The 24204-nt window shown below is 60.5% G+C and carries 21 protein-coding genes; 13 read left to right on the top strand and 8 right to left on the bottom strand.

Features of this window, described 5'->3' with window-relative positions:
* The first annotated feature begins 21 nt into the window (after positions 1 to 21).
* Positions 22 to 2796: a DNA polymerase I gene (gene polA / locus ACZ89E_RS22330; RefSeq protein WP_476256468.1), complete on the top strand. Its 2775-nt coding sequence runs from the start codon at positions 22 to 24 to the stop codon at positions 2794 to 2796.
* 294 nt (positions 2797 to 3090) lie between these two features.
* On the opposite strand, the gene yihA is transcribed toward polA, so the two are convergent.
* On the bottom strand, positions 3091 to 3741 hold the full coding sequence (gene yihA / locus ACZ89E_RS22335) for a ribosome biogenesis GTP-binding protein YihA/YsxC (RefSeq protein WP_149659289.1): 651 nt from the start codon (positions 3739 to 3741) through the stop codon (positions 3091 to 3093).
* Between the two features lie 191 nt (positions 3742 to 3932).
* On the opposite strand from yihA, the gene ACZ89E_RS22340 reads away from it, so the two are divergent.
* The 7 genes from ACZ89E_RS22340 to ACZ89E_RS22370 all read left to right on the top strand — a co-directional run bounded on the left by ACZ89E_RS22340 (position 3933) and on the right by ACZ89E_RS22370 (position 11302).
* On the top strand, positions 3933 to 4223 hold the full coding sequence (locus ACZ89E_RS22340) for a c-type cytochrome (RefSeq protein ID WP_149659290.1): 291 nt from the start codon (positions 3933 to 3935) through the stop codon (positions 4221 to 4223).
* A 46-nt stretch (positions 4224 to 4269) separates the two neighbouring features.
* Positions 4270 to 4881, top strand: a complete 612-nt coding sequence (locus ACZ89E_RS22345; RefSeq protein WP_054617181.1) for a c-type cytochrome — start codon at positions 4270 to 4272, stop codon at positions 4879 to 4881.
* 200 nt (positions 4882 to 5081) lie between these two features.
* Positions 5082 to 5726, top strand: coding sequence for a thiol:disulfide interchange protein DsbA/DsbL (locus tag ACZ89E_RS22350; RefSeq protein ID WP_149659291.1), 645 nt, complete (start codon positions 5082 to 5084; stop codon positions 5724 to 5726).
* 14 nt (positions 5727 to 5740) lie between these two features.
* On the top strand, positions 5741 to 6619 hold the full coding sequence (locus tag ACZ89E_RS22355; protein ID WP_149659292.1) for an endonuclease/exonuclease/phosphatase family protein: 879 nt from the start codon (positions 5741 to 5743) through the stop codon (positions 6617 to 6619).
* The gene (locus ACZ89E_RS22360; RefSeq protein WP_476256469.1) at positions 6616 to 8727 is read left to right on the top strand and encodes a diguanylate cyclase; all 2112 of its coding nucleotides are present in this window, start codon (positions 6616 to 6618) and stop codon (positions 8725 to 8727) included. The genes ACZ89E_RS22355 and ACZ89E_RS22360 overlap by 4 nt, the downstream gene beginning before the upstream one ends.
* A gap of 103 nt (positions 8728 to 8830) precedes the next feature.
* Entirely contained in the window at positions 8831 to 9613 is a 783-nt protein-coding gene (locus ACZ89E_RS22365; protein ID WP_149659294.1) for an N-acetylmuramoyl-L-alanine amidase, read from the top strand.
* A 75-nt stretch (positions 9614 to 9688) separates the two neighbouring features.
* A complete protein-coding gene (locus ACZ89E_RS22370) occupies positions 9689 to 11302 on the top strand; it encodes an EAL domain-containing protein (protein WP_149659295.1) in 1614 nt (537 codons plus the stop codon).
* Positions 11303 to 11309: 7 nt separating this feature from the next.
* Here the strand turns inward: ACZ89E_RS22370 and ACZ89E_RS22375 are convergent, their stop codons facing one another.
* Both ACZ89E_RS22375 and algB read right to left on the bottom strand, forming a co-directional pair.
* Entirely contained in the window at positions 11310 to 13100 is a 1791-nt protein-coding gene (locus tag ACZ89E_RS22375) for a KinB sensor domain-containing domain (RefSeq protein ID WP_149659296.1), read from the bottom strand.
* A gap of 7 nt (positions 13101 to 13107) precedes the next feature.
* Positions 13108 to 14454: a sigma-54-dependent response regulator transcription factor AlgB gene (gene algB / locus ACZ89E_RS22380; RefSeq protein ID WP_149659297.1), complete on the bottom strand. Its 1347-nt coding sequence runs from the start codon at positions 14452 to 14454 to the stop codon at positions 13108 to 13110.
* 439 nt (positions 14455 to 14893) lie between these two features.
* Between algB and ACZ89E_RS22385 the strand changes: the two genes are divergently transcribed.
* From ACZ89E_RS22385 to ACZ89E_RS22405, 5 genes are all read left to right on the top strand, one after another.
* Positions 14894 to 15181, top strand: a complete 288-nt coding sequence (locus ACZ89E_RS22385; protein WP_149659298.1) for a hypothetical protein — start codon at positions 14894 to 14896, stop codon at positions 15179 to 15181.
* Between the two features lie 81 nt (positions 15182 to 15262).
* Positions 15263 to 15427, top strand: coding sequence for a DUF1328 domain-containing protein (locus ACZ89E_RS22390; protein WP_003177151.1), 165 nt, complete (start codon positions 15263 to 15265; stop codon positions 15425 to 15427).
* A gap of 2 nt (positions 15428 to 15429) precedes the next feature.
* Complete coding sequence (locus ACZ89E_RS22395) at positions 15430 to 15894, top strand: inhibitor of vertebrate lysozyme family protein (RefSeq protein ID WP_149659299.1); 465 nt, start codon at positions 15430 to 15432, stop codon at positions 15892 to 15894.
* A gap of 701 nt (positions 15895 to 16595) precedes the next feature.
* Entirely contained in the window at positions 16596 to 17927 is a 1332-nt protein-coding gene (gltP, locus tag ACZ89E_RS22400) for a glutamate/aspartate:proton symporter GltP (RefSeq protein WP_123408509.1), read from the top strand.
* A 213-nt stretch (positions 17928 to 18140) separates the two neighbouring features.
* A complete protein-coding gene (locus tag ACZ89E_RS22405) occupies positions 18141 to 19370 on the top strand; it encodes a nucleoside recognition domain-containing protein (RefSeq protein WP_476256470.1) in 1230 nt (409 codons plus the stop codon).
* A 136-nt stretch (positions 19371 to 19506) separates the two neighbouring features.
* On the opposite strand, the gene ACZ89E_RS22410 is transcribed toward ACZ89E_RS22405, so the two are convergent.
* The 5 genes from ACZ89E_RS22410 to ACZ89E_RS22430 are packed head-to-tail and all read right to left on the bottom strand — an operon-like array spanning position 19507 to position 24102.
* Positions 19507 to 20133, bottom strand: coding sequence for an ABC-type transport auxiliary lipoprotein family protein (locus tag ACZ89E_RS22410; RefSeq protein ID WP_463258979.1), 627 nt, complete (start codon positions 20131 to 20133; stop codon positions 19507 to 19509).
* Positions 20130 to 21068, bottom strand: a complete 939-nt coding sequence (locus tag ACZ89E_RS22415) for an MlaD family protein (RefSeq protein WP_463258978.1) — start codon at positions 21066 to 21068, stop codon at positions 20130 to 20132. Before ACZ89E_RS22415 ends, ACZ89E_RS22410 begins: the two co-directional genes overlap by 4 nt.
* 1 nt (position 21069) lies before the next feature.
* Entirely contained in the window at positions 21070 to 21873 is an 804-nt protein-coding gene (locus ACZ89E_RS22420) for an ABC transporter ATP-binding protein (protein WP_123515405.1), read from the bottom strand.
* Entirely contained in the window at positions 21870 to 23018 is a 1149-nt protein-coding gene (locus tag ACZ89E_RS22425; protein ID WP_476256471.1) for an ABC transporter permease, read from the bottom strand. Before ACZ89E_RS22425 ends, ACZ89E_RS22420 begins: the two co-directional genes overlap by 4 nt.
* 55 nt (positions 23019 to 23073) lie before the next feature.
* Entirely contained in the window at positions 23074 to 24102 is a 1029-nt protein-coding gene (locus tag ACZ89E_RS22430; RefSeq protein WP_149659304.1) for a DUF5924 family protein, read from the bottom strand.
* Positions 24103 to 24204 lie beyond the last annotated feature (102 nt).

The raw sequence follows: 24204 nt of genomic DNA on the forward strand, positions 1-24204 counted from the left end.
CCGAAAAGGTTGATCCTGCTCATGAGCCAAGCCCCCCTCGTCCTGGTGGACGGTTCTTCTTACCTGTACCGAGCCTTTCACGCGCTGCCACCGCTGACCACTTCCAAAGGCCTGCCGACCGGCGCGGTCAAGGGTGTGTTGAACATGCTCAAGAGTCTGCGCAAGCAGTACCCGGACAGTCCGTTCGCCGTGGTGTTCGACGCCAAGGGCGGGACGTTCCGCGACGAGATGTTCGCCGAGTACAAGGCCAATCGCCCGAGCATGCCCGATGACATGCGCGTACAAATCGAACCGCTGCACCAGAGCGTGATCGCCCTCGGCTTCCCGCTGCTGTGCGTCGAAGGCGTAGAAGCCGATGACGTGATCGGCACCCTGGCCCGCAGCAGCGCGGCCGCCGACCGTCCGGTGGTGATCTCCACCGGCGACAAGGACATGGCGCAACTGGTCGACGGGCACATTACCTTGGTCAATACCATGACCGGTAGCAGCATGGACGTGGAGGGCGTGAAGGAGAAATTCGGCGTCGCTCCCGAGCAGATCATCGATTACCTGGCACTGATGGGCGATTCGTCCGACAACATCCCGGGCGTTCCGGGCATCGGCCCAAAAACCGCTTCCGGCCTGCTGGTCGGCGTGAATGGCGGCCTGACCGAGCTTTACGCGCAACTCGACATCGTCCCGACCCTGCCGATTCGCGGGGCCAAGACCCTGCCGGCCAAGCTCGAAGAACACAAGGAGATGGCGTTCCTCTCCTATCGCCTGGCAACCATCAAGATCGACGTACCGCTGGACATCGGCCTCGACGACCTGCAAATGGGCCAACCGGATCACGACAAACTCGCCGAGCTCTACACCCTGCTCGAATTCAAGAGCTGGTTCGAAGACAACCAGCGCGATGCCAAGCGTTCCGGCCAGGAAGTGGTCGCGCCAGTGGCTGAAGAAGAGGTCGCCGCAGCTGTTGAACTCAAGTACACGACGATCCTCACCCAGGCCGATTTCGATCTCTGGCTGAAGAAGTTGAACGACGCCAAGCTCTTCGCCTTCGATACCGAAACCACCGGGATTGATGCGCAAAAGGCCCAACTGGTCGGCCTGTCGTTCGCGGTACAAGCCAACGAAGCAGCCTACATTCCGCTGACCCACTCCTACATGGGCGCGCCGGAGCAGCTGGATCGCGACACCGTTCTGCGCGCCCTGAAACCGATCCTCGAAGACCCGAGCAAGCTCAAGGTCGGCCAGCACGCCAAATTCGACATGAACATCCTGGCCAACTGCGCCATCGGTGGCGATCAGAGCTGCGGCATCACCGTGCAAGGCATCGCCTTCGACACCATGCTCGAATCCTACGTGCTGGACTCCACCGCGACCCGCCACGACATGGACAGCCTGGCGCTCAAGTACCTGAATCACACCACCACCGGTTTTACCGATATCGCCGGCAAGGGTGCCAAGCAGCTGACATTCGATCAGATTGCCCTGGAACTGGCCGGGCCTTACGCCGCCGAAGACGCCGACGTGACCCTGCGCCTGCATCAAACCTTGCAGGCCAAGCTCAATGCGATTCCGAGCCTGAGCAAGGTCTTGAGCGAGATCGAAATGCCGCTGGTGCCGGTGCTGGCACGGATCGAGCGCCAGGGCGCGCTGGTCGATGCCGAGTTGCTGGGGATCCAGAGCGTTGAGCTGGGCACGAAAATGGTCGAGCTGGAGCGTGAGGCCTACGCCATCGCCGGCGAAGAATTCAACCTCGGCTCGCCGAAGCAATTGGGCGCGATCCTGTACGAAAAACTCGGCCTGCCAGTCCTCAGCAAAACCGCCAAGGGCCAGGCTTCCACCGCCGAAGCCGTGCTGGCGGAACTGGCCGACCAGGATTTCCCGCTGCCCAAGGTACTGATGCAGTACCGCTCGATGAGCAAGCTGAAAAGCACCTACACCGACCGCTTGCCGGAGCAGATCAACCCGCGCACCGGGCGGATTCACACCTCTTATCACCAAGCCGTTGCCGCGACCGGGCGCTTATCCTCCAGCGATCCAAACCTGCAGAACATCCCGATCCGCACGGCTGAAGGCCGGCGGATTCGCCAGGCGTTCATCGCGCCACCGGGCTACAAACTGTTGGCGGCGGACTACTCGCAGATTGAACTGCGAATCATGGCGCACCTGGCCAAGGACGCAGGCTTGCTGCACGCCTTCCGCAACGACCTGGACGTGCACAAGGCCACGGCGGCGGAAGTCTTCGGCGTTGAGCTGACGGAGGTCACCACCGATCAGCGTCGCAGCGCCAAGGCGATCAACTTCGGCCTGATCTACGGCATGAGCGCGTTTGGCCTGGCCAAGCAGATCGGTGTGGATCGCAAGCAATCCCAGGCGTACATCGACCGTTACTTCGCCCGCTACCCCGGTGTTCTGGAGTACATGGAGCGCACCCGTACCCAGGCTGCCGAGCAGGGCTTCGTCGAAACCATCTTCGGTCGTCGCCTGTACTTGCCGGACATCAATGCGAAAAACCCGGCTTTACGCAAAGGCGCCGAACGCACGGCGATCAACGCCCCGATGCAAGGCACGGCGGCGGACATCATCAAGAAGGCCATGGTGGCGGTGGATAACTGGCTGACGTCGTCAGGCCTGGACGCCAAAGTCATCCTGCAGGTACACGATGAATTGGTGCTTGAGGTGCGCGAAGACCTGGTCGATCAGGTACGTGAAGAAATTCGTGCGCACATGAGCAACGCCGTGAAGCTCGATGTACCGCTGTTGGTAGAGGTGGGCGTGGGTAATAACTGGGATGAGGCTCACTGAGCCGTCTGAACCGGGCTTTGTGCCGCGGCATAGTGCCGCGGCGGAAAAGGATCGAAGGGTGCTTAGTTCGAAAAATGCGCCGGGTTATTCCAAAGGCATTTGAAAATATTCTGAACTAATCTTCCAAATCGCCACTCAGAGTTACTGAATGGCTGGTGAAGCCCTTCGATGCTCCTATGTTGTGTTAAGTGTTGGCAGATAATCTGGACCCCGCCCTAGCGGTCCGGAACTTGAACCCCGGAACTTCCCCCTCCCCATAAGAAGTCCGGGGTTTTTTTTGCCTGTAGAAAAGTTCTACTCGGCAATCTGGGCAATCTCGGTGCCTTTGTCCGCCAATTCCATCCAGCCCGCCAATACAGTGTAGGCGTCTTCCAGGCCCAGGCGTTTTGGCGCCGAGAACAATTGGATGGTGATCGCATCACCCCAGCCCTTGCGAATGTCGGCCTGAACCTTGAGCAGGACGTTTTTCGCCGCGCCGTAGGTCAGCTTGTCGGCTTTGGTCAGCAAAATGTGCATCGGCATGCCGCTGGCGACTGCCCAATCGAGCATCAGCAAATCGAAGTCGGTCATTGGATGACGGATGTCCATCATCAGGATCAGACCCTTCAAACTCTCGCGACCGCCCAGATAAGCTTCCAGGTGACGCTGCCAGTGCAGCTTCAATGGGATAGGTACTTTTGCGTAACCGTAGCCCGGAAGGTCGACCAGACGCCGATCATCGTCTAGCTTGAAGAAGTTCAACAACTGCGTGCGACCCGGCGTTTTCGAGGTCCGCGCCAGGCTGGCGTGAGTCAGGGTGTTCAGCGCGCTGGATTTGCCGGCGTTAGAACGCCCGGCGAAGGCTACTTCAAAGCCCTCGTCGTCCGGGCATTGGTCGACTTTGGCAGCGCTGAGCATGAAGGTGGACTGTTGGCACAGGCCGAGGATGGGGTTCTTGAGTTGCATGGGATTTCCGATGTGGGCGGCGCCGGGAATGGACGCGGCGAGCAGTGTCGTTTCCGTTTCAGTAGCGCCAGTATATAATGCCGCAGATTTTGTGTGCGCTTTGTCCCAGCGTAGGATGAAGTTCACGAGAGCGAAAGACCTTGATTGCGCACTAGAACGCAGAATGCTCTCTACCCTGAAAAGGTCGTTTTATGACGAAATGGCTGCTAGCTGCCGGTGTCTTGATGCCGCTTTACAGCGCTCAGGCTACACAGGATCCGGAAGCTGTGTACAACCGTGTTTGTGGTGCCTGTCATTCCGGCCAACTACCCTTGGCGCCTCAGAAGGGCGATCAGGAAGCTTGGACGCCGAGGTTGGCGAAAGGTATGGAGACGCTGGTGCAACACGTGACCCAGGGTTTCAAGGCGATGCCGCCGCGTGGTTTGTGCATGGACTGCAGTGCCGAGGATTACCAAGCCATCATCCACTGGATGAGCGAGTAAACCCGGCCCATAACTCTTTAACCCTTAGCCGTAGTTGGATTAGCTGATGAACAAATTGATCGTGAGTCTGCTGTTGACCGTGGGGATCTCCGGCATAGCCCATGCTGCAGGTGACGCAACCGCTGGCCAGGCGAAAGCCGCAGTGTGTGGCGCCTGTCATGGCCCGGATGGCAATAGCATGGCGCCTAACTTTCCGAAACTGGCAGGTCAGGGCGAGCGTTATCTGAACAAGCAGTTGCACGACATCAAGTCCGGCAAACGCACGGTACTGGAAATGACCGGCCTGCTGACCAACCTGAGCGATCAGGACCTGGCCGATATCGCCGCCTACTTCGCCAGCCAGAAAGGCAGCGTTGGCGCCGCCGACCCTAAAGTCGTGGCTCGCGGTGAAGCACTGTTCCGCGGTGGTGACCTGGCCAAGGGCCTGCCAGCCTGCACCGGCTGCCATTCGCCCAATGGCGCAGGCAACGCCGCCGCCGGTTTCCCGCACCTGGGTGGCCAGCACGCTCAATACGTGGCCAAGCAACTGACCGACTTCCGCAAGGAAGAAGGCGGGCGCAACAACGACGGCGACACCAAAACCATGCAGACCATCGCCAAACGGCTGAGCGACGAAGACATCGCCGCGGTGTCCAGCTACATCCAGGGCCTGCACTAAGGCCTGCGGATCGAGCGTTGCGCGGGATGGACATCCCCTGCAACGTTAACGCTCGATTAATCCGTCGATGCAAGCATAAAAAGGGTGGCTTTGGCCGCCCTTTTTTGTGGCCGCTGCCGTTACACTACAGAACTCAAGCCCGCCAGGACCTGTCTGAAAACAGGTCGCGCGAGGCGACCCAATTTGTCCAGGAGTAAAGCATGCGTAATCTGATCATCAGCGCCGCACTCGTCGCTGCCAGCCTGTTCGGCATGAACGCCGCCCAAGCCGCCGAAGCACCTGCTGCCCCTTACGTCGAACTAGCCAATGCTGTTCCGGTGGCTGTCCCTGGCAAGATCGAAGTGGTGGAGCTGTTCTGGTACGGCTGCCCGCATTGCTACGCATTCGAGCCAGTGATCAATCCATGGGTTGAGAAACTGCCTTCCGACGTCAACTTCGTCCGCATCCCTGCCATGTTCGGCGGCCCTTGGGACGCTCACGGGCAAATGTTCCTGACCCTGGAAGCCATGGGCGTCGAGAGCAAAGTGCACAAGGCAGTATTTGAAGCCATCCAGAAAGAACACAAGAAACTGACCGACAAGAACGACATGGCTGACTTCCTGGCCACCCAAGGCGTAGACAAGGACAAGTTCCTGGCCACCTTCGACTCCTTCGCCATCAAGGGCAAGATCGTCCAGGCCAAAGAACTGGCCAAGAAATATGAGATCTCCGGTGTTCCAACCATGATCGTCAACGGCAAATACCGCTTTGACGTGGGCTCTGCCGGCGGTGCCGAACAAGCCCTGAAACTGGCCGACAAACTGGTCGACAAAGAGCGAGCGGCTAACAAGGCTGCCGCCAACTAAGCGCGGCCCCTGCCATGCGCCGCTGGGGTACTGAACGCGTCGTTGGCCTGCATGAACCGCAGATCAACACGCATCACCTGGAAACGACGGGCCTGCCCGCAGACAGCCGTCTCCGCTTGCTCAGCTTCAACATCCAGGTCGGCATCAGTACCGAACGCTATCGGCACTACCTGACCCGTGGCTGGCAACACCTGTTGCCGCACACCGGGCGTGCCGACAACCTGCAAAAGATCGGCAACCTGTTGGGCGACTTCGATCTGGTCGCCTTGCAGGAAGCCGATGGCGGCAGCCTGCGATCAGGCTACGTCAATCAAGTCGAACACCTGGCCCAACTCGGGGCCTTCCCCTACTGGTATCAACAACTCAATCGCAACCTCGGTCGCCTCGGCCAGCACAGCAATGGCGTGCTCAGCCGCTTGCGCCCATGGGCGATTGAAGATCACCCGCTACCGGGGCCCAAGGGCCGCGGGGCAATCCTGGTGCGTTTCGGCGAAGGTCCGGAGGCGCTGGTGGTCGTGATGATGCACCTGGCCCTCGGCGCCCGCGTGCGCAGCCTGCAACTGGCCTACATCCGCGAATTGATCGGCGGCTACAAACACCAGGTGCTGATGGGTGACATGAACACCCACGCCAGCGACTTGCTGCAAAACTCCCCGTTGCGCGACCTCGGCCTATTGGCGCCGCAACTGGAAGCGACGTTCCCCAGCTGGCGCCCGCAACGCTGCCTGGACCACATTCTGCTCAGCCCGACCCTGACCCTGGAAAGAGTCCAAGTGCTGGCACAACCGATTTCCGATCACCTGCCGGTCGCGGTAGAGATTCGTTTGCCGGGTTCGCTCACGGCCGATGCATTCCCCGCGTTGAGTCCTGACCCTCGCGGATCCCATGAATGAGCGACGAAGCACAGCGCTGGAAAGAGAAGTACCTCAAAAGCATCGAACAACAGGAAAAACTCGAGCGTCGCTGGGACGCCCGGCTCGACCTGCTGCGCCGCGGCCTGGTACGCAGCACCCTGGCGGCCGAGGGCACCGACCGCGCCGTTGACCTGTGCATGAAGGAAATGCGCGAAGTCGTGCGCACCGATGACATGGACGCCGGCCTCGCCGCGCTGCTGCCACGCCTGGAAAAAGCCGTGCTCGACTCCGAGCAACGCCGCGAAACCCGGGTCGATCAGGTCAGCGCGGCACTGAACGCGCTGGTTGCGCAGCTCCAGGCATTGCCGCTGCCCCGGGAAGTCAGCCGGCCGCTCAAGACCTTCGCCAAGCAACTGGATGGGCGCGTGGGTCAGGCCCGCGAGATTCCCTTGCTGCTCAGCGAACTGAGTGGCTTGCAAGGCAAAGCCCTGAACCAATTGGAAAACCCTGCCGAACCCGGCCGACCGGGTTTGCTCCAGCGACTGTTTGGCAGTCGCGAAACGGAAGAAGCCGTGGCACAGGTCGCGGCTCCAGTGGTGCAGGTGCAGGCGCCGGCCCCGCCCTCTCCCGCGCCGCTTTCTGCCCCCCCTGCTGAGGAACCGCAGACCAAGGCCGACATCACGCCAGTCGCCACTGCGCCGCAGTCGGTACCGGTACCGGTGCCGCCAACAGTCCAAGCCGCGCCAATCGCCGCCGTCATTCCCGAACCACCAGCACCGCAGTCGACACCCGTACCATCACCGGAAATCGTGGCATTTGTCCCGCCAGTTCTGGAGCCGCAAGTTACCCGCGCCCAACCGCCCGTGCCGCAACCAGAAGCTGAACAGCCCCAAGCACCAACGCCACCGATCATCACACCCGCCGTCCACACTCAACCGGCCTTTAATCCGGACGAACTGACTCCAACGGCCACCCCCGAAACACCCGTTTTCCTCGACAGCCTGCCCTTGCCTTCCGTGATGGCTCAGGCACTGGCCGCCATCGATCCTGAGCACCCCGAGCAAGACATACTTTACGCGCTACCGGATTCACCCGAGCCGTCCTACAGCTCCGTGGCCACGCACATCGAAGAGACGTTGCTGGGCCTGCTCGATGACTTGACCCTGCCAGAACGCCATCGCCCGCAGGCCGAAGCCATGCGCGAACGCCTGCAAAATGGTTTGAACTGGTATGAACTGCTGCCGATTCTCGACGATCTGGCGACTTTGATGCTGGCGATCACCGACAGCGGCCAGCATGAGTTCGAAGCCTACTTGCAGCAGCTCAATGAGCGCCTTGAGTCGTTCCAGAGCAACCTGCAAGCCGCCAGTGCCGGCCATGCCGATACCCGTTCCGCGGCGCGGGAGATGGACACGCAGATCCGCGAACAAGTCGACGGTTTGCAAACCAGCATGCAGGACGCCGCCGACCTGGAAGACCTCAAGCACGTACTGGAAAACCATCTCGAAGGCCTGCTGGGCACCATGGACCAGCATCAGAAGCAGCGCGACGAACGCGAGCAGGAAGTCGCGGCGCGCCTGCAAGGCCTGGCCGAACGGGTGGCGCACATGGAGCAGGAAGCCATGGGCTACCGTGAACACCTTGAAGAACAGCGGCAAAAAGCCCTGATCGACCCGCTGACCGGCCTGCCCAACCGCGCCGCCTGGGGCGAAAGGCTGGACCACGAAATCGGCGAATGGCAGCAGCATGGCAATACGCTGATGCTGGCGATGCTCGATCTCGACCACTTCAAACGCATCAACGACAACTACGGCCACCTGGCGGGCGACAAAGTACTGAAGATCATCGCCAGCGTGTTGCGCAAACGCCTGCGCGGTTCGGATTTCATTGCCCGCTTTGGTGGCGAAGAGTTTGTGCTGTTGATGCCCGCGACGGTGCCGGCAGCCGGCGCAAAACTGCTGGAAACCCTGCGCGCGTCGATTGAAGCCTGCCCGTTTCACTTCAAGGGCGAGCGCGTCACCATCACGATTTCCATGGGGCTGACCGCGTTCAAACCCGGAGAACATAGCGATATGGTGCTTAAAAGAGCCGATCAGGCGCTCTATAGAGCCAAAAATGCCGGGCGCAACCGGGTGGAACTGGGCTAAGCGCCAATTGTTCCATTTTGTTTAAAGCGGCTCTTCGGCCTTCGTGGCGCAAGGCATTACGTTACACTGTTGCATTACAGTCCTGCGTGTATTGCCTTCTGCCATGAAATATCTTGCTCTCGCTCTGTCGCTTCTACTGCTGGCTGGTTGTGCCAGCGGTCCGCGCTTCGACACCAGCCACCCTTCCGCCAACTTCGACAGCCGCGTGCAGTTCGTGGTCGTGCATTACACCTCCGCCTCGCTGGAGCGTTCGCTGCAGCTGTTGACCCACGGCGAGGTCAGCAGCCATTACCTGATCGGTGACGATCAAGGCGCGACCATCTACAAACTGGTGGATGAAAACCTGCGCGCCTGGCACGCCGGGGAAAGCGAATGGCAAGGCCGGACGTGGCTGAACTCAAGCTCCATCGGCATCGAAATCGTCAATCCGGGCTTCCGCGAAACGCCGACCGGCGGCCGGTTCTGGTACCCCTACAGCGAAGCCCAGGTCCAATCCCTGATCGTCCTGCTCAAGGACATCAGCAAACGCAATGGCATCAGCCCTCGGCACATCATCGGTCATAGCGACATCGCCCCGCTGCGCAAGCTGGATCCGGGTCCGTTGTTTCCCTGGAAGCGCCTGGCCGCCGAAGGCCTGGGCATCTGGCCGGACGAGCAGGCGGTCGCCCGTCGGCAAGTGCAATTCGAGGTAGAGCTGCCGAGCATCGGCTGGTTCCAGGAACAACTGGCGCGCCTGGGTTACGCGACGCCGCAAACCGGCGAACTGGATGTGGCGACACACCATGTGTTGGCGGCCTTCCAGATGCATTACCGCCCTTCCCGCTTCGACGGCATGCCGGATGCGCAAACCGCTGCCATGCTGCTGGTGTTGAATCAGACAAAATAATGACGCCGCCCGACGGTCCGGGCTTTTTCTCAATCAGCAGCTATAACTCATTGGTAATTCTTCGGATATTTCCATATGCCTGCTGCTCGAGAGAGGTTGCGTAGTTGGTTCTATCGCCCCTGGTTTTTGGCGATGCTGGCTGCTGCCTTGAGCGCAACGCTGTTGATGGCCGGCAGTCTGTTCATCGCCATGAATCAGGTCGAGCAAAACGAAAGTCAGGAAATGAACGCCCAGGGTGAGCGCTTCCTCGCCCGCCTGGAGCAGATGTTCGGGCAGTTGCGCGAAAGCCTGGATGATCTGGAAGCCCAACCGCTGCGAAGGTGCGACGACGAAATGATCGCCACCTTGCAGCAAATCAGCTTCAGTTATCGCTTCGTCTACGAAGCCGCCTATATGGACGGCACCCGGATTTGCTCCAACCGCCCCCGCCAGGAAGGCGTGTCGATGATCCGGCCGTCGGACATCAAAGGCCCTATCTACAGTTATTGGCTGAACACCACCACCGAACCCGATGAAAACCGCGCCGCGCTGATGCTCAGTCGCGGCAATTTCCGGGTGGCAACTTCGCGCGGGCATCTGACCGATATGGTCGACCTCTCCCCTGGCAGCAGCCTTCTGGTGGTGCTCGACCACGGTAAGCGAGCGATCCCGGTGCTGGGCGTCGAGCAGGCTTGGCCGCCCACCGAGCCCTGGCCACCGAAAAGCCTAGATGCCCTGCAAGTGACTCAAACTCGCCTGATTTACCGCATGCCCACCAGTAATCCGGAATATCAGTTGGTACTGATCACCCCGCGTACAGCCATGCATGTGCCGGCGATCTGGTGGTGGCTGCTGCCGACGAGCCTGGTGCTGGGGATTATCGTCGGCTTCCTGGTATTTCTGCTGGTGCGCCAGCGTCAGTCGCTGGATGCCGAGCTGCAAGGCGCCATACGCCGAGGCGAGTTGCAGGTGCTGTATCAACCGATCTTCGACCTCGCCAGTCGCAACTGCGTCGGTGCCGAAGCCCTGCTGCGCTGGCGTAGACCCGATGGCACGCTGACCAGTCCCGATCTGTTTATCCCGATGGCGGAGAACACCGGTCAGATTCGCCAGATGACCGACTTCGTCTTGCAGCGCTTGCTGGAACAGTTAGGTCAGCTGCTGCGGGCTAATCCGCAGCTGTACATCTCGGTCAACCTGGCGGCCTGCGATGTGATGGTGCCGCGTATCGGCCAGGTGATGGCGCGGCTGCTGACCTTGCACCGGGTGGCGGCCAAACAGATTGCCTTCGAGGTGACGGAGCGCGGCTTGATCGACGTGGTAGTGGCGCGGGAAAACCTGCAAGCCCTGCGCGATGTCGGGCATCAAGTGCTGATCGACGACTTTGGCACCGGCTATTGCAGCCTGGCGTACCTGCAAACCCTGCCGGTGGACTGCCTGAAAATCGACAAGGCCTTTATCGATGCCCTGGGCCATGACGCCGCCAGCAGTGGCGTGGCCCCGTACATCATTCACATGGCCCAGGCCCTGCAACTCAAGGTGATCGCCGAGGGCATCGAGCATGAAGCCCAGGCGGAGTTCCTGAGCAGTGAAGGGGTGAAGTTCGGGCAGGGTTGGCTGTTTGCCCATGCGTTGAGCGCCGTGCAGTTCATCGAACTGATTACCCGTGGTCGCCGGGTGACAGGCCGGCGCCTGGATGACGAAGCGTAACTGCGCCCTACACCGCCAGCGCCATATAGAACTGCGTGCCCTGCCCCGGCCGCGAATAAACGCCCATTCGACCGCCGTGCAATTGCACGATTTCCTTGCACAACGCCAGGCCCAGTCCAGCACCACCCTTCTTGCGCCCGACCTGCACGAACGGTTCGAAAATCCGCCCCTGCTGACCATAGGCAATGCCTTCGCCGTTATCTTCGACACTGATAATCACCCGCTCGCCGTGGCGCCGGGCCTGCAAGCGGATCTGCCCCTTCTCGGCGGTATGGCGCAGGGCGTTGTCGATCAAGTTGTCCAGCACTCGATCCAGTTGCGCCTGATCGGCCTGCAAGCGCGGCAACGGCCCCTGCACTTCCACCAACAGGTCGATGCCTCTTTCAGCGGCCGACGCCGCAAACCGCCCTTGGGCCTGCTCCAGCAAGTCTTCGATGGAGCACGGCCCCAGGGTGAGTTTCTGCAAGCCGTTCTGGTAGCGGGAGAAATTCAGCAAGTCGTTGATCAGCTGCATCAAGCGCTGCATTTCTTCGTTCACTGTATCCAGCAAGTCAGCTTCGCGGGAATCCGGCGGGAACTTGGCTCGCTCGCGAAACAGGCCGAATGCCATGTGCATCCCGGTGACCGGCGTGCGCAACTCGTGGGAGGCACGCAAGACGAATTCACTGCGCACCCGTTCGAACGCCCGCTGTTCGGTGACGTCATGCAACACCATCACCGCACCGAGGATATGCCCTTGGGTATGGCTCACCGGGGTCAGGCTGTAGGTCAACAACCGCGACTCACCATCGACTTCGACGGCCAGGTCTTCCGGCGCCCGTTCCAGCGTGCCACCACGCAAGACCAATTGCAGTTGTTCATCCAGCTCCGGCCGTTCGAGCGCCGAACCCAAACCCTGGCCGAGGCGGTCGGTGTCCCAACCCAGTTGCCGTTGCGCCACTGGGTTTAAGTGCTCCAGATACCCTTCGCGGTCGATCATCAGCAAACCGTCGTCGATGCTGTCGAGCACCGCCTGCAAGCGTTGCTGACCGGCCAGCAATTCGTCGACATTGGTCGCCTGATGCTCACGCAGGGCCTCGGCCATGATCCCGAAGCGCTTGGTCAGCTGGTTCATCTCCACCGCCGAGGAAATCGGCAGGGTCACCTCGAAGTTGCCTTGGCCAATATTGTCCGCCGCCTGGGCCAGCGCCTCGATGGGCGCGCCGAAACGCCGGGCAATTGCATGGGCCGTGATGAAACCGATGATCAGCACCGCCAGCCCCACCAACCCGAGCAGGCCGGCGATCAGCAGCGCCCGGTCACGGGCCTTGCGCTGGGTATCGTTGATGTTGTCCAGCGAGCGTTTGTGTTCGGCGATCAAACCGTTACGCAACGCATTGAATTTTTCCGTGAGCGCTTCATTGCCACTCAGCACGTGGGTCGGGTCGCGGGACTCGCTGTATGCCTGGAGAAAACTCAGGTAATCGGTCTTGGCTTGAGTGAAACCGTAGTGGGCATCATCGCCAGGTTGCTCATGGGCGATGCCTTCATCGAGCAATTGAAAGTAGTGCTGCTTGGAGGCCTCGAATGCCGCCGGATCCGGTTTCTCGCTCAGCATGATGATCAATTGATCGCCGAGGGTCTGGCGCAGCTTCAGGCCCAGGTCGAGGGTCACGAAGTTATTGCGCACCAACGCTTCCTGGCTGCCAGCCATCTGCATCACGCTGACCAGCCCGAGCAACAGCCCGAGCAACGCCACGGTGATGAGTGCGGAAATGCTCAGGAATAGCCGGGTCCGCAACTTCATCGCCAGTTTCATAAGGTGCTCACAGGTTGTACTGCTTGCGTTTGCGGTACAGGGTCGAGGCGTCGATGCCCAAGGTCTTGGCCGCCTGGTCCAGGGTTCCGGCGGTGGCGAGAACGGCGCCGATATGGGCTTTTTCCAGTTCATCCAGACTCAACGCGGCGCCTACCCGTGGCGAGTTGTTGGCCGGTTGCTCGGCCATGCCCAGGTGGCTGATTTCCACGCGCTCCTGCGGGCAAATGATGCTCGCCCGCTCCACCACGTTGCGCAGCTCCCGAATGTTGCCCGGCCATCGATAGCTGAGCAGCGCTTCCCGAGCCTCATCGCTGAAGCCTCGGGCCGGGCGCGCATATTCCTTGACGAAGCGCGCGAGGAAGCGATCCGCCAGGTTCAGGATGTCTTCGCTGCGCTCGCGCAACGGCGGCAGGTGCAAGGTGATGACGTTCAGGCGATAGAGCAAGTCTTCACGGAAACGACCGTCGCGGACCATGTCTTCAAGGTTGAGGTTGGTCGCGGCAAGAATCCGCACATCGGCGCGACGGGTCACCGGATCGCCCACCCGCTCGTATTCCTTGTCCTGGATAAAACGCAGCAACTTGGGCTGCAACGTCAGGGGAAAGTCGCCGATCTCGTCGAGAAACAGCGTGCCGCCATCCGCCTGATTGACGCGACCCAAGGTGCTTTCGCTGGCCCCGGTAAACGCACCACGACTATGGCCGAACAGTTCGCTTTCCATCAGTTCGGCGGTCAGGGACGGACAGTTGATGGTGACGCAGGATTTTTTCTCGCGCTTGCTCCAGCCGTGAATGGCCCGGGCCAGCTCACCTTTACCGGTCCCGGACTCGCCGAGGATCAGGATGTTGGCGTCGGTCCCGGCCACCTGGCGGGCGGTTTCCAGTACGACTTTCATGGCCGGGCTGTGGGAATCCAGGCCATCCTTGGTCTTGCGCACTTCACCTTCGAGGGCTTCCAGGCGCGCCGAGAGTTGGCGCACTTCCAGTTGCTTGGCGGTGGCCAGGCGCAATTGATCCGGGCTGCACGGTTTGACCAGGTAATCGGCGGCGCCGGCCTGAATCGCATCGACGGCGGTGTCGACGGCGGAATGCGCGGTCACAATCACCACGCGCATCCACGGCGCCTGAATACGCATCTGCGCCAGGACATCGAGGCCGTTGTCCTCGCCCAGGCGCAAATCCAGGAAACACAGATCAAATACCTGGCGCTGCAACAGGGCATCAGCCTGGGCCGCACTGTTGGCGGTGGCGACGGTATAACCTTCGTCTTCGAGGCAATAGCGGAAGGTACGAAGGATGGCGGACTCGTCGTCTACCAGCAGAATGCGGCCTTGATGCTCAGTGGCTGATTCCATTTTCCTACGCTCCTTTCTGAATGATTTTGGTTAGTCCCGGAGAAATCGGGCAAGTTGCATGGTTGATTCTGGTCCATTCCAGCACCGGCAGGGTAGATATCTGCTGCTCTACTCATTAATAGCCTGATTTCGTTGGTTTTTTATAAAAAAACCAGTCTTTCAGCGATTGCCTACGTGAACGTCTGACATCCGCGCCCTCCTCGCAATTCAAATTTTTTGAAAGTTCCTACAAATCTTTCGTGCATTACGCACGACTGCCACGACCCCATCGTGCAGGATGCGTGCGAAACGATTTTCGACTAAATCATAACTAATTGATTTAATTGATATTTTTTTAATAAAAAAGCTGGCATGCAGGCTGCAATAGTCTTGTTAACGCAAGGCATTCACGGAATGAGCGCCTTCAACAAGATGACCACTCAGGTGGAGGAGCTACAGGATGAATCGCCAACGTGCCGCCCAATTGCGTATCTCGCCTCTGCATATCCAGCAGGGCTTGTTCGCGATGCTCGCCCTCACGATCACCTTGATCGGCGGCCAGCAGTTTGTCCGTTGGGAACAGAGCCAGCAGCCAGAGGCGCCGCGCCTGTCGATTCAACACGCTACCCAGACCCACTTCAGCGCCGTCAGCAGCAACCTGGCTGACAGCGCTCCAATGCGAATGATGGACGTCGACCAGGCCCAGCCTGTGGATCAGATGCCCCGTCAGGAACGTTGGGTGTTCTAAAGAACCGGACTTGGCGCGATGGCTGCGCCGGGAAAAGCACCACCTGCATCACCTCTAAATAGAAGCGTAAGGAGAATCACCATGTTGAGTTGGGCAATCACATTCCTGATCATTGCCATCATCGCCGCCGTACTGGGCTTCGGTGGTATCGCGGGCACCGCCACGGGTATCGCCAAGATTCTCTTTGTCGTATTCCTGGTGATGTTCATCGCATCGTTCTTCTTTGGCCGTCGCGGTCGAGGCTGAATATGAGCGTTTTGTTCAAGACACTGGCAGCCGCCCTGCTTCTGGGCGGTAGTGCCATGGCGATGGCGGCCAATGATGGCCAAGCGCGGGTCAATGAGCTGTTGAGCTCGGACCCGCAGTACCGTGAAACATGGACAAAGGTCGTCAAGAAGGAAGAGCGTCTGCCGGAATGGGTGATGAACCTGACCGGTACCTCTGACCAAATGAATGCCGTTACTGAAGATGGCGATGGGTATCTGGTCGGGCCGTTGTGTGAGAAACAGGACACCTGCCTGAGCAATCGCTTGATCGTTGCATTCAGTCTCGACAAGAAAGATGCGTACGCGATGTGGATCCAAGTGCCAGCGGGTCTGCCCGCCGACAAGTCGCCGACGCGCCATGCCGATTACCGCTTCCTCGGGAAGCCAGATGAAGGCATGCAGAAGCTGTTGATGGAAACGCTGAAAAAAGATCCGAACTGGTACTGAGTTTGAAACACGAGAGGAGCAGCCTTGCTTCTCTCCAGTGCGCCACCCGAGGAAGGCCGGCGCATGACCAAGGGGTCGGGACGTTCTGACTGTTTCAGGGTCGGAGTGACCTACGGGCACATGGAGTGCCTGCGCAAGGGCCGGGTCAGGTATTAAAAGCTGCGACGCAAGTTCGCCGGCCCCGAGTGGCTCGACGGACTTGCGAAGAGCTTAAACGCGCAAAACGTTGATCTAGAGCATTTCGCTCATTCCCTTCTGCTGCATATTCCCCGCAAAACCGTTTCGCGGTGTTTCTTCGCGACCGTATATCGAGAAACCTGCGCCTTTCGTGCGATGACATTTCGTCGCTAAACGTAGGATTTTTCCCAAGTTTTAACCTGAATCATCCTGTTTAAAAAACAACCAAGCTGCTCTGAAATGGCCGGTTCACGGCACTTATGCCTGCCGAAATGTCGTATTCGAACCGGTTGGGACGCCAGTTTCATTTGAAAAAGCTCATGCCGATTCGGCATAGGGTAGGCGTTTACGGCATTAGACGTCGCTTACTTGCATCGGAATAGTTGCGCCTTTTTTCGCCTGCCGAAGAGCCGTAAATACGCGCTTCGGGGCACCTTATACGGGGGCAGATGCACAGACTTTTCCGCTACTGAGCGTTCCAGTTCGCGCATCTGCCCGAGTCAAACTGAAGTAAGGGTAATGATATGAAGAAGGCAAAGCTTAGCCTCGCCTGGCAGATCCTCATCGGTCTGGTATTGGGGATAGCAATCGGTGCGCTGCTCAACCATTTCAGCGCCGAAAAAGCCTGGTGGATCAGTAACGTCCTGCAACCTGCGGGCGATATCTTTATCCGTCTGATCAAGATGATCGTGATCCCGATCGTGATCTCCTCGCTGGTGGTGGGTATTGCCGGCGTGGGTGATGCGAAGAAACTCGGGCGCATCGGCCTCAAAACCATCCTTTACTTCGAAGTCGTCACCACCATCGCCATCCTGGTCGGTCTGGTGCTGGCCAACGTGGTCCATCCGGGCACCGGCATCGACATGAGCACCCTGGGTACGGTGGATATTTCCAAGTACCAGGCGACTGCCGCCGAGGTTCAGCATGAACACGCGTTCATCGAAACCATCCTCAACCTGATCCCGTCGAACATCTTCGCGGCCATGGCCCGCGGCGAGATGCTGCCGATCATCTTCTTCTCCGTGTTGTTCGGTCTCGGCCTGTCGAGCCTGCAATCGGACCTGCGTGAGCCGCTGGTGAAGATGTTCCAGGGCGTGTCCGAGAGCATGTTCAAAGTCACCCACATGATCATGAACTACGCGCCCATCGGCGTGTTCGCCCTGATCGCGGTGACCGTGGCCAACTTCGGTTTCGCCTCCTTGCTGCCGCTGGCCAAACTGGTGGTACTGGTTTACTTCGCCATTGCCTTCTTCGCCTTCGTGGTGCTGGGCCTGATCGCCAAGCTGTTCGGCTTCTCGGTGATCAAGCTGATGCGCATCTTCAAGGATGAGCTGGTACTGGCTTACTCCACCGCCAGCTCCGAAACCGTGCTGCCGCGCGTGATCGAGAAGATGGAAGCCTACGGCGCGCCGAAAGCCATTTGCAGCTTCGTGGTGCCGACCGGTTATTCGTTCAACCTCGACGGTTCGACCCTGTACCAGAGCATCGCGGCCATCTTCATTGCCCAGCTCTACGGCATCGACCTGTCGATCAGCCAGCAATTGCTGCTGGTGCTGACCCTGATGGTCACCTCCAAAGGCATCGCCGGTGTACCGGGCGTGTCCTTCGTGGTGCTGCTGGCCACCCTGGGCAGCGTCGGCATTCCGCTGGAAGGCCTGGCGTTCATCGCCGGTGTCGACCGCATCATGGACATGGCCCGTACCGCGTTGAACGTGATCGGCAATGCCCTGGCCGTATTGGTTATCTCGCGCTGGGAAGGCATGTACGACGACGCCAAGGGCGAGCGCTACTGGAACTCCCTGCCGCACTGGCGCAGCAAGGAAAAACTGCCGGCAGGTGAAATTTCCAAGAGTTGATGCGTTGCCCTTGTAGGAGCGAGGCTTGCCCGCGAAGGCGGTGTGTCAGTCAACACAGATGTTGAATGTACCGGCCTCTTCGCGGGCAAGCCTCGCTCCTACAGGGGATAGATGTGATCGGTGCAGTGCCAAACCAAACCCCGGAGAAATCCGGGGTTTGTCGTTTCTGGCGACCCCGCTATCATTCGCCGCATTCTTCGGGGGATTTAACTGATGCTCAATGGCCTGTGGCTTGGCTTCTTCATCGTGGCTGCCGTGTCGGCGCTGGCGCAGTGGCTGATCGGCGGCAATGCCGGGATCTTCGCGGCGATGGTGGAAAGCATCTTCGCCATGGCCAAGCTGTCGGTGGAGGTCATGGTCCTGCTGTTCGGCACCCTGACCCTGTGGCTGGGCTTTCTGCGGATTGCCGAGAAGGCTGGCATCGTCGACTGGCTGGCCAAGGCCCTGGGCCCGTTGTTCCTGCGCCTGATGCCGGAAGTGCCACCCGGTCACCCGGCCATCGGCCTGATCACCCTCAACTTCGCCGCCAATGGCCTGGGCCTGGACAATGCCGCCACGCCGATCGGCCTCAAGGCCATGAAGGCGCTGCAAGAACTCAACCCCAGCGCCACGGTCGCCAGCAACGCGCAGATCCTGTTCCTGGTGCTCAACGCCTCGTCCCTGACCCTGCTGCCGGTGACGATCTTCATGTACCGCGCCCAGCAAGGCGCGCCGGACCCGACGCTGGTGTTCCTGCCGATTCTGCTCGCCACCAGTTGCTCGACCATCGTCGGCCTGTTGTCCGTGGCATTCATGCAACGCCTGCGCCTGTGGGACCCGGTGGTGCTTGCGTATCTGATTCCCGGTGCGTTGGCACTGGGTGCCTTCATGGCGCTGCTGGGGACGCTCTCAGCGACTGCGTTGGCGGGGCTGTCCTCGATCCTCGGCAACCTGACGCTGTTCGGCCTGATCATGCTGTTCCTGATCATTGGCGCGTTGCGCAAAGTGAAGGTCTACGAAGCGTTCGTCGAAGGTGCGAAGGAAGGCTTCGACGTGGCGAAGAACCTGCTGCCGTACCTGGTGGCGATGCTGTGTGCGGTGGGCGTATTGCGCGCGTCCGGGGCGTTGGACTTCGGGCTGGACGGGATTCGGCACCTGGTGGAGTGGGCCGGTTGGGACACACGCTTCGTCGACGCCTTGCCGACGGCGATGGTCAAACCGTTCTCCGGCAGCGCCGCCCGGGCGATGCTGATCGAAACCATGAAGACCTCCGGGGTCGACAGCTTCCCGGCGCTGGTGGCGGCGACGATCCAGGGCAGTACCGAAACCACGTTCTATGTACTGGCGGTGTACTTCGGTGCAGTGGGGATCCAGCGGGCGCGGCACGCGGTGGGGTGTGCGTTGCTGGCGGAATTTGCCGGGGTGCTGGGGGCGATTGGGGTTTGTTATTGGTTCTTCGGCTAACCACACCACCTTATGGGAGAAGGCTTGTGTGGCGAGGGAGCTTGCTCCCGTTGGACTGCGCAGCAGTCCCATCTTTTGGGGCCGCTTCGCGACCCAGCGGGAGCAAGCTCCCTCGCCACAATGAGACGCCTGACCTTCAGGGCCTTGGCGATGGCGCCAGCTTCTGCCCTTGCTCCACCGCCCAACTCACCACCTGCGCCGTCAACTGATCGCTGGCCTGGCCAAACCCGGCCACCACCGCCGGCACCTTCATATCGCTCAGCGGCTGACGCACTTCAAAGCGCCGGCTCGCGAGGATGCGCTGGTCATACCCACGCACCAACAACGCATCCAGGCGCACGACCACACTCGCGTTCGGGCCCTGATACTCCGTCTGGAACGCTTGCAGACTCCCGCCCAACTCCAGGTCCGCCTGGAAATTGCTGTCATCGGTGCTCAACAACGACACCCGACCATCGCGCTGAAACCCGTCCAGCAATCGATTACGCAGCAGCACCGGTGCCGGATCGCTCCAGCGCGACGCCTTGTAGCTGCTGATCAGATCCCCTTGAGGGATTACAGCGATTTTCGGGCTGTTCAACACTTCGCTGGCCTGGGGCTTGGCCAGGCGCAACGACCAGCGTTGCGGCGTGCCGTGGCTGACCGTTGCGCTGCTCTGAGCCGACGGTAAGCGATAGACATCCGACGGCTCGGCCTTGGGCAGGATCGAGCAGGCGCTGACCAACACAAAACCGGCGAGGAGGGCGAGGTGAGTCAGCTTCATGGCGTGAATTCCTTGTTCTTGTCGCTGCCCAGCAGGTAACCGCTGGGGTTGGCTTCCAGGCGCTGGGAAATGGCTCGCAGCGAGGTCAGGGTGTCGCGCAATTCACGCACCGCCGGGGCCAGGCCATTGAGGCCCTGCATGCCGCTGTTGAGGGAATCCTGATTGTTGGTCAGCAACTTATTGATGGTCGCGCTGCTCTGCTCCAGCGACTTCATCGCCTGCTCGGCACTGCCGAACATCTGCTTGCCCTGATCGTTGAGCAGGCCATTGGCGTTGCGCATCAGCGCCGAGGTCTGTTCCATCATGGTGTTGGCCTGTTTGCCGACCGACGCCAGTTGCTGCATCGCCTGACGAATATCGCCGCGCTGCTCGGCGATGGTCCCGGTGGTTTGCTCCAGGTGCTCCAGGGTCTTGCTGATGCGCTCGACGTTCTCCGACGAAAACATCTGATTGGCGTTGTGCATCAACACGTTCACCCCGGCCATCAAGTCGTTACTGTCGTTCAGCAGGCGGGCGATGGGCGAGGGCGCCGCGACAATCGTCGGCAACTCGCCGTCCTTGCCCCGCAGCTTGGGACTTTGCGGCGTGCCGCCACTGAGCTGGATGATCGAGGTGCCGGTGATCCCGGTCAGCGCCAGTTTGGCCTCGGTGTCTTCCTTGATCGGCGTGTCGCCGCCAAGTCGAATCCGTGCCAGCACCCGACGCGGGTCTTTCGGGTCCAGGCGCAGGGTCACTACGTCACCGACCTTGATCCCGCTGTACTGCACGGCGCTGCCCTTGGACAGACCGCTGACCGCCTCATTGAAGACGATTTCGTAATCCTTGAACTCGGTGTCGACGCTGGACTTGGCCAGCCACAAACCGAAGAGCAGGGCGCCCGCCACCACAATCACGGTGAACAGGCCGATCAATACATGATGGGCTCGGGTTTCCATGTCAGACCTCGTTAAGCTGTTGAGCGGCCGTCAGCGCCGCGCGGCCCCGTGGGCCATGGAAGTATTCGTGAATCCACGGGTCGTCGGTTTCCGAGACCTTGTCGATGGCGTCCGCCACCAGCACTTTCTTCTGCGCCAGCACCGCCACCCGGTCGGTGATGGTGTAGAGCGTGTCGAGGTCGTGAGTCACCAGGAACACGCTCAGGCCCAGGGCATCGCGCAGGGTCAGAATCAGTTGATCAAACGCGGCGGCGCCAATCGGATCGAGGCCGGCGGTGGGTTCGTCGAGAAACAGGATGTCCGGGTCCAGCGCCAGGGCACGGGCCAGCGCCGCACGCTTGATCATGCCGCCGGACAGGGACGCGGGGTATTTGTCTGCCGCCGACAGCGGCAACCCGGCCAACGCCAGTTTCACCGCCGCCAGGTGCTCGGCATCGGCACGGCTGAGGCCGGCGTGTTCGATCAAGGGCAGGGCGACGTTCTCGGTCACGGTCAGCGAGGAGAACAGCGCGCCTTTCTGGAACAGCACACCGAAGCGCCGCTCAACCATCGAGCGCTCGTGTTCGGAGAGCGTCGGCAGGTTCTTGCCGAAGACCTTCACCACCCCTTCGCTGGGCTGGCGCAAGCCGACAATGCTGCGCAGCAACACCGACTTGCCGCTGCCGGAGCCACCGACCACCGCGAGGATTTCACCTTTGTACAAATCCAGGTCGAGGTTTTCGTGCACGCTCTGGCTGCCGAAGCGATTGCACAGCCCACGGACTTCGATCACCGCCTCGGAAGGCGCTCGGGGTTGTCGACTCACCAGCCCATCTCCATGAAAAACAACGCGGCCACGGCATCGAGCACGATCACCACGAAAATCGACTGGACCACGCTGGACGTGGTGTGGGCACCGACGGATTCGGCGCTGCCGCTGACCTTGAAGCCTTCCAGGCAACCGATGGCCGCAATCAGGAACGCGAAGATCGGCGCTTTGACGATCCCCACCAGAAAATGCTGAACGCCAATGTCGGTTTGCAGCAGCGACAGGAACATCGCCGGGGAAATCCCCAGCGACACCGCACACACCACGCCGCCACCGACAATCCCGGAGATCATCGCCAGGAAGGTCAGCATCGGCAGCGCCACCAGCAACGCCAACACACGCGGGACCACGAGCAATTCCATCGGATCGAGACCGAGGGTGCGGATCGCGTCAATTTCTTCGTTGGCCTTCATCGAGCCGATCTGCGCGGTAAACGCACTGGCGGTGCGGCCGGCCATCAGGATCGCCGTCAACAACACGCCGAACTCGCGCAGGAAGGAGAACGCCACCAGGTCGACGGTGAAAATACTCGCGCCGAAACTCGCCAGCACCGTCGCCCCGAGAAACGCCACCACCGCGCCGACCAGAAAGGTCAGCAGGGCGACGATGGGCGCGGCATCGAGGCCGGTCTGCTCGATGTGCGCGACCATCGGCGTAATGCGCCAGCGCTTGGGGCGGAACAACCCACGAGCGATGGTTTCGAGGATCAGGCCGACAAAGCCGAGCAGTTGCAGAGTGTCCTGCCAGACCATGTCGACGGCGCGGCCGATGCGGGTCAGCAGTTGAATGCCGGTGCTGGTTTCCGGTTCCTTGAGCGGTACGCAGAAATCGGTCAGCGAGCAATAGACGGTGTGCAGCAACGCGCGATCGGCGCTGGAGATCGTGCACTCGGGGTGTTCGGCCGATCGGCCCAGACGCTCGGAACCCAGCAGCTCCACCAGCAGCGAGGCGCCGGCGGTGTCGAGCGCGCCGAGGCCATTGAGGTCGATGTGGGTGTTGTCGTCGTACTGGCCGCGCAGTTTGTCGCCCAGGCGCTTGAGGTCAGCGTAATGGGCAAGCGTCCAGTCACCTGTGACCCGCAACTGTGCAGGGGTGTGGGAGGTGTCCAGTTGGGCACTGCCGGGCAATGTGCTGCTGGTCATAAGCTCCGTGCTTGTTCGGTTGTTACGCAGGTCTAACGTAATAGCACGAACCGGATTACTTTTCTTTGATCGGTGTGCTGTCCTTGACCACGAAGCGCAATACGCCGATCACTTGGCCGTCTTCGGTCAGCACCCGAACCTGCCATTTGCCCGCCGGGTTGCCGGGGAAGTTCTGCTTGTGGGTCCAGGCCCGGTAGCCTTCCTTGCGCCCGCCGTGGATATCCAGCGGGATGCGGTCGACTTCTTGGCCGTTGAACTGCCACACGTGATAAATCCGCTCATCCAGCCCGCGCGGCGCATTGATCGCGGTGTAGGCGTAGAGCCCGCCGCCGCGAATCTGCTCGGCGCTGACTTCGTCCAGGCTCTCGCCGGGGGTGCGGTCCTGCATTTGCGTGCTGATGGCGACGTCGGTCATCCACAGCGTCGCCGGCGGCACCCACGAACGCAGGACCCAGCCGAGGGCGCCGATGCCGAGGGTGATGCTCAGGATCGCCAGGGCGTTGCGCACGGTGCGGATCGGGAAAATCGACGCCAGGCTCGGGAACGACAACAACATGGCGATGCCCAGGGCCAGTTTGAAACTCTGGGACGTGGTCAGGTGCAGGATCACGGGCAGGGCGGTGAGCAGGGCGGCGAACAGGGTCAGGGTGTGCAACGCGAGGAACGCCCAGCGCCGTGGGGCCAGCCATTTGTAATAGAGCGGGTCGATGATGGAAATCAGCGCCGAGATGCTCAGCAGCCCGGTGAAAAACAGTTGGCCGCTGTTCCAGGTGGTGGTGATGAAGAAGAACGGCAGGACGAAAAACAGGCTTTCCTGGTGGATCATCTGCGTCGCGTAACGCAGCAGCGGCTGGGGGATTTCCCGTTTGAACACCCGGGTAAACAGCTGCGTGAGGCTGTTTTCCAGCATCAGCCACACCCAGCTGACCAGCATGATCGTAGTGATCCAGGTCGCCAGACCCTGTTGGCGATCCACCAGCATGAAACTGCCGACGCCGGAGATAAAACCACCGAGCGCAATCACCCCCGGATAGCGCTTCATCAATTCAAGACCGCGCTGGACGATAAGGGGCAGGGTAGGCATTCGGCGGTTCACATTAGTCGTAGGAAAAATCCTCGACAGGGTAACGCCGAGGAGCTTTTGTGGCGATCACATTCAGGCAACCACAAAACCAGAGTGAATGAT

The organism is Pseudomonas sp. TE3899 (assembly GCF_056279105.1).

Bases quoted from the DNA above. Each gene is read 5' to 3' on its own strand.
- polA (WP_476256468.1), top strand. From the start codon at position 22: ATGAGCCAAGCCCCCCTCGTCCTGGTGGACGGTTCTTCTTACCTGTAC.
- yihA (WP_149659289.1), bottom strand. From the start codon at position 3,741: ATGCAACTCAAGAACCCCATCCTCGGCCTGTGCCAACAGTCCACCTTC.
- ACZ89E_RS22340 (WP_149659290.1), top strand. From the start codon at position 3,933: ATGACGAAATGGCTGCTAGCTGCCGGTGTCTTGATGCCGCTTTACAGC.
- ACZ89E_RS22345 (WP_054617181.1), top strand. From the start codon at position 4,270: ATGAACAAATTGATCGTGAGTCTGCTGTTGACCGTGGGGATCTCCGGC.
- ACZ89E_RS22350 (WP_149659291.1), top strand. From the start codon at position 5,082: ATGCGTAATCTGATCATCAGCGCCGCACTCGTCGCTGCCAGCCTGTTC.
- ACZ89E_RS22355 (WP_149659292.1), top strand. From the start codon at position 5,741: ATGCGCCGCTGGGGTACTGAACGCGTCGTTGGCCTGCATGAACCGCAG.
- ACZ89E_RS22360 (WP_476256469.1), top strand. From the start codon at position 6,616: ATGAGCGACGAAGCACAGCGCTGGAAAGAGAAGTACCTCAAAAGCATC.
- ACZ89E_RS22365 (WP_149659294.1), top strand. From the start codon at position 8,831: ATGAAATATCTTGCTCTCGCTCTGTCGCTTCTACTGCTGGCTGGTTGT.
- ACZ89E_RS22370 (WP_149659295.1), top strand. From the start codon at position 9,689: ATGCCTGCTGCTCGAGAGAGGTTGCGTAGTTGGTTCTATCGCCCCTGG.
- ACZ89E_RS22375 (WP_149659296.1), bottom strand. From the start codon at position 13,100: ATGAAACTGGCGATGAAGTTGCGGACCCGGCTATTCCTGAGCATTTCC.
- algB (WP_149659297.1), bottom strand. From the start codon at position 14,454: ATGGAATCAGCCACTGAGCATCAAGGCCGCATTCTGCTGGTAGACGAC.
- ACZ89E_RS22385 (WP_149659298.1), top strand. From the start codon at position 14,894: ATGAATCGCCAACGTGCCGCCCAATTGCGTATCTCGCCTCTGCATATC.
- ACZ89E_RS22390 (WP_003177151.1), top strand. From the start codon at position 15,263: ATGTTGAGTTGGGCAATCACATTCCTGATCATTGCCATCATCGCCGCC.
- ACZ89E_RS22395 (WP_149659299.1), top strand. From the start codon at position 15,430: ATGAGCGTTTTGTTCAAGACACTGGCAGCCGCCCTGCTTCTGGGCGGT.
- gltP (WP_123408509.1), top strand. From the start codon at position 16,596: ATGAAGAAGGCAAAGCTTAGCCTCGCCTGGCAGATCCTCATCGGTCTG.
- ACZ89E_RS22405 (WP_476256470.1), top strand. From the start codon at position 18,141: ATGCTCAATGGCCTGTGGCTTGGCTTCTTCATCGTGGCTGCCGTGTCG.
- ACZ89E_RS22410 (WP_463258979.1), bottom strand. From the start codon at position 20,133: ATGAAGCTGACTCACCTCGCCCTCCTCGCCGGTTTTGTGTTGGTCAGC.
- ACZ89E_RS22415 (WP_463258978.1), bottom strand. From the start codon at position 21,068: ATGGAAACCCGAGCCCATCATGTATTGATCGGCCTGTTCACCGTGATT.
- ACZ89E_RS22425 (WP_476256471.1), bottom strand. From the start codon at position 23,018: ATGACCAGCAGCACATTGCCCGGCAGTGCCCAACTGGACACCTCCCAC.
- ACZ89E_RS22430 (WP_149659304.1), bottom strand. From the start codon at position 24,102: ATGCCTACCCTGCCCCTTATCGTCCAGCGCGGTCTTGAATTGATGAAG.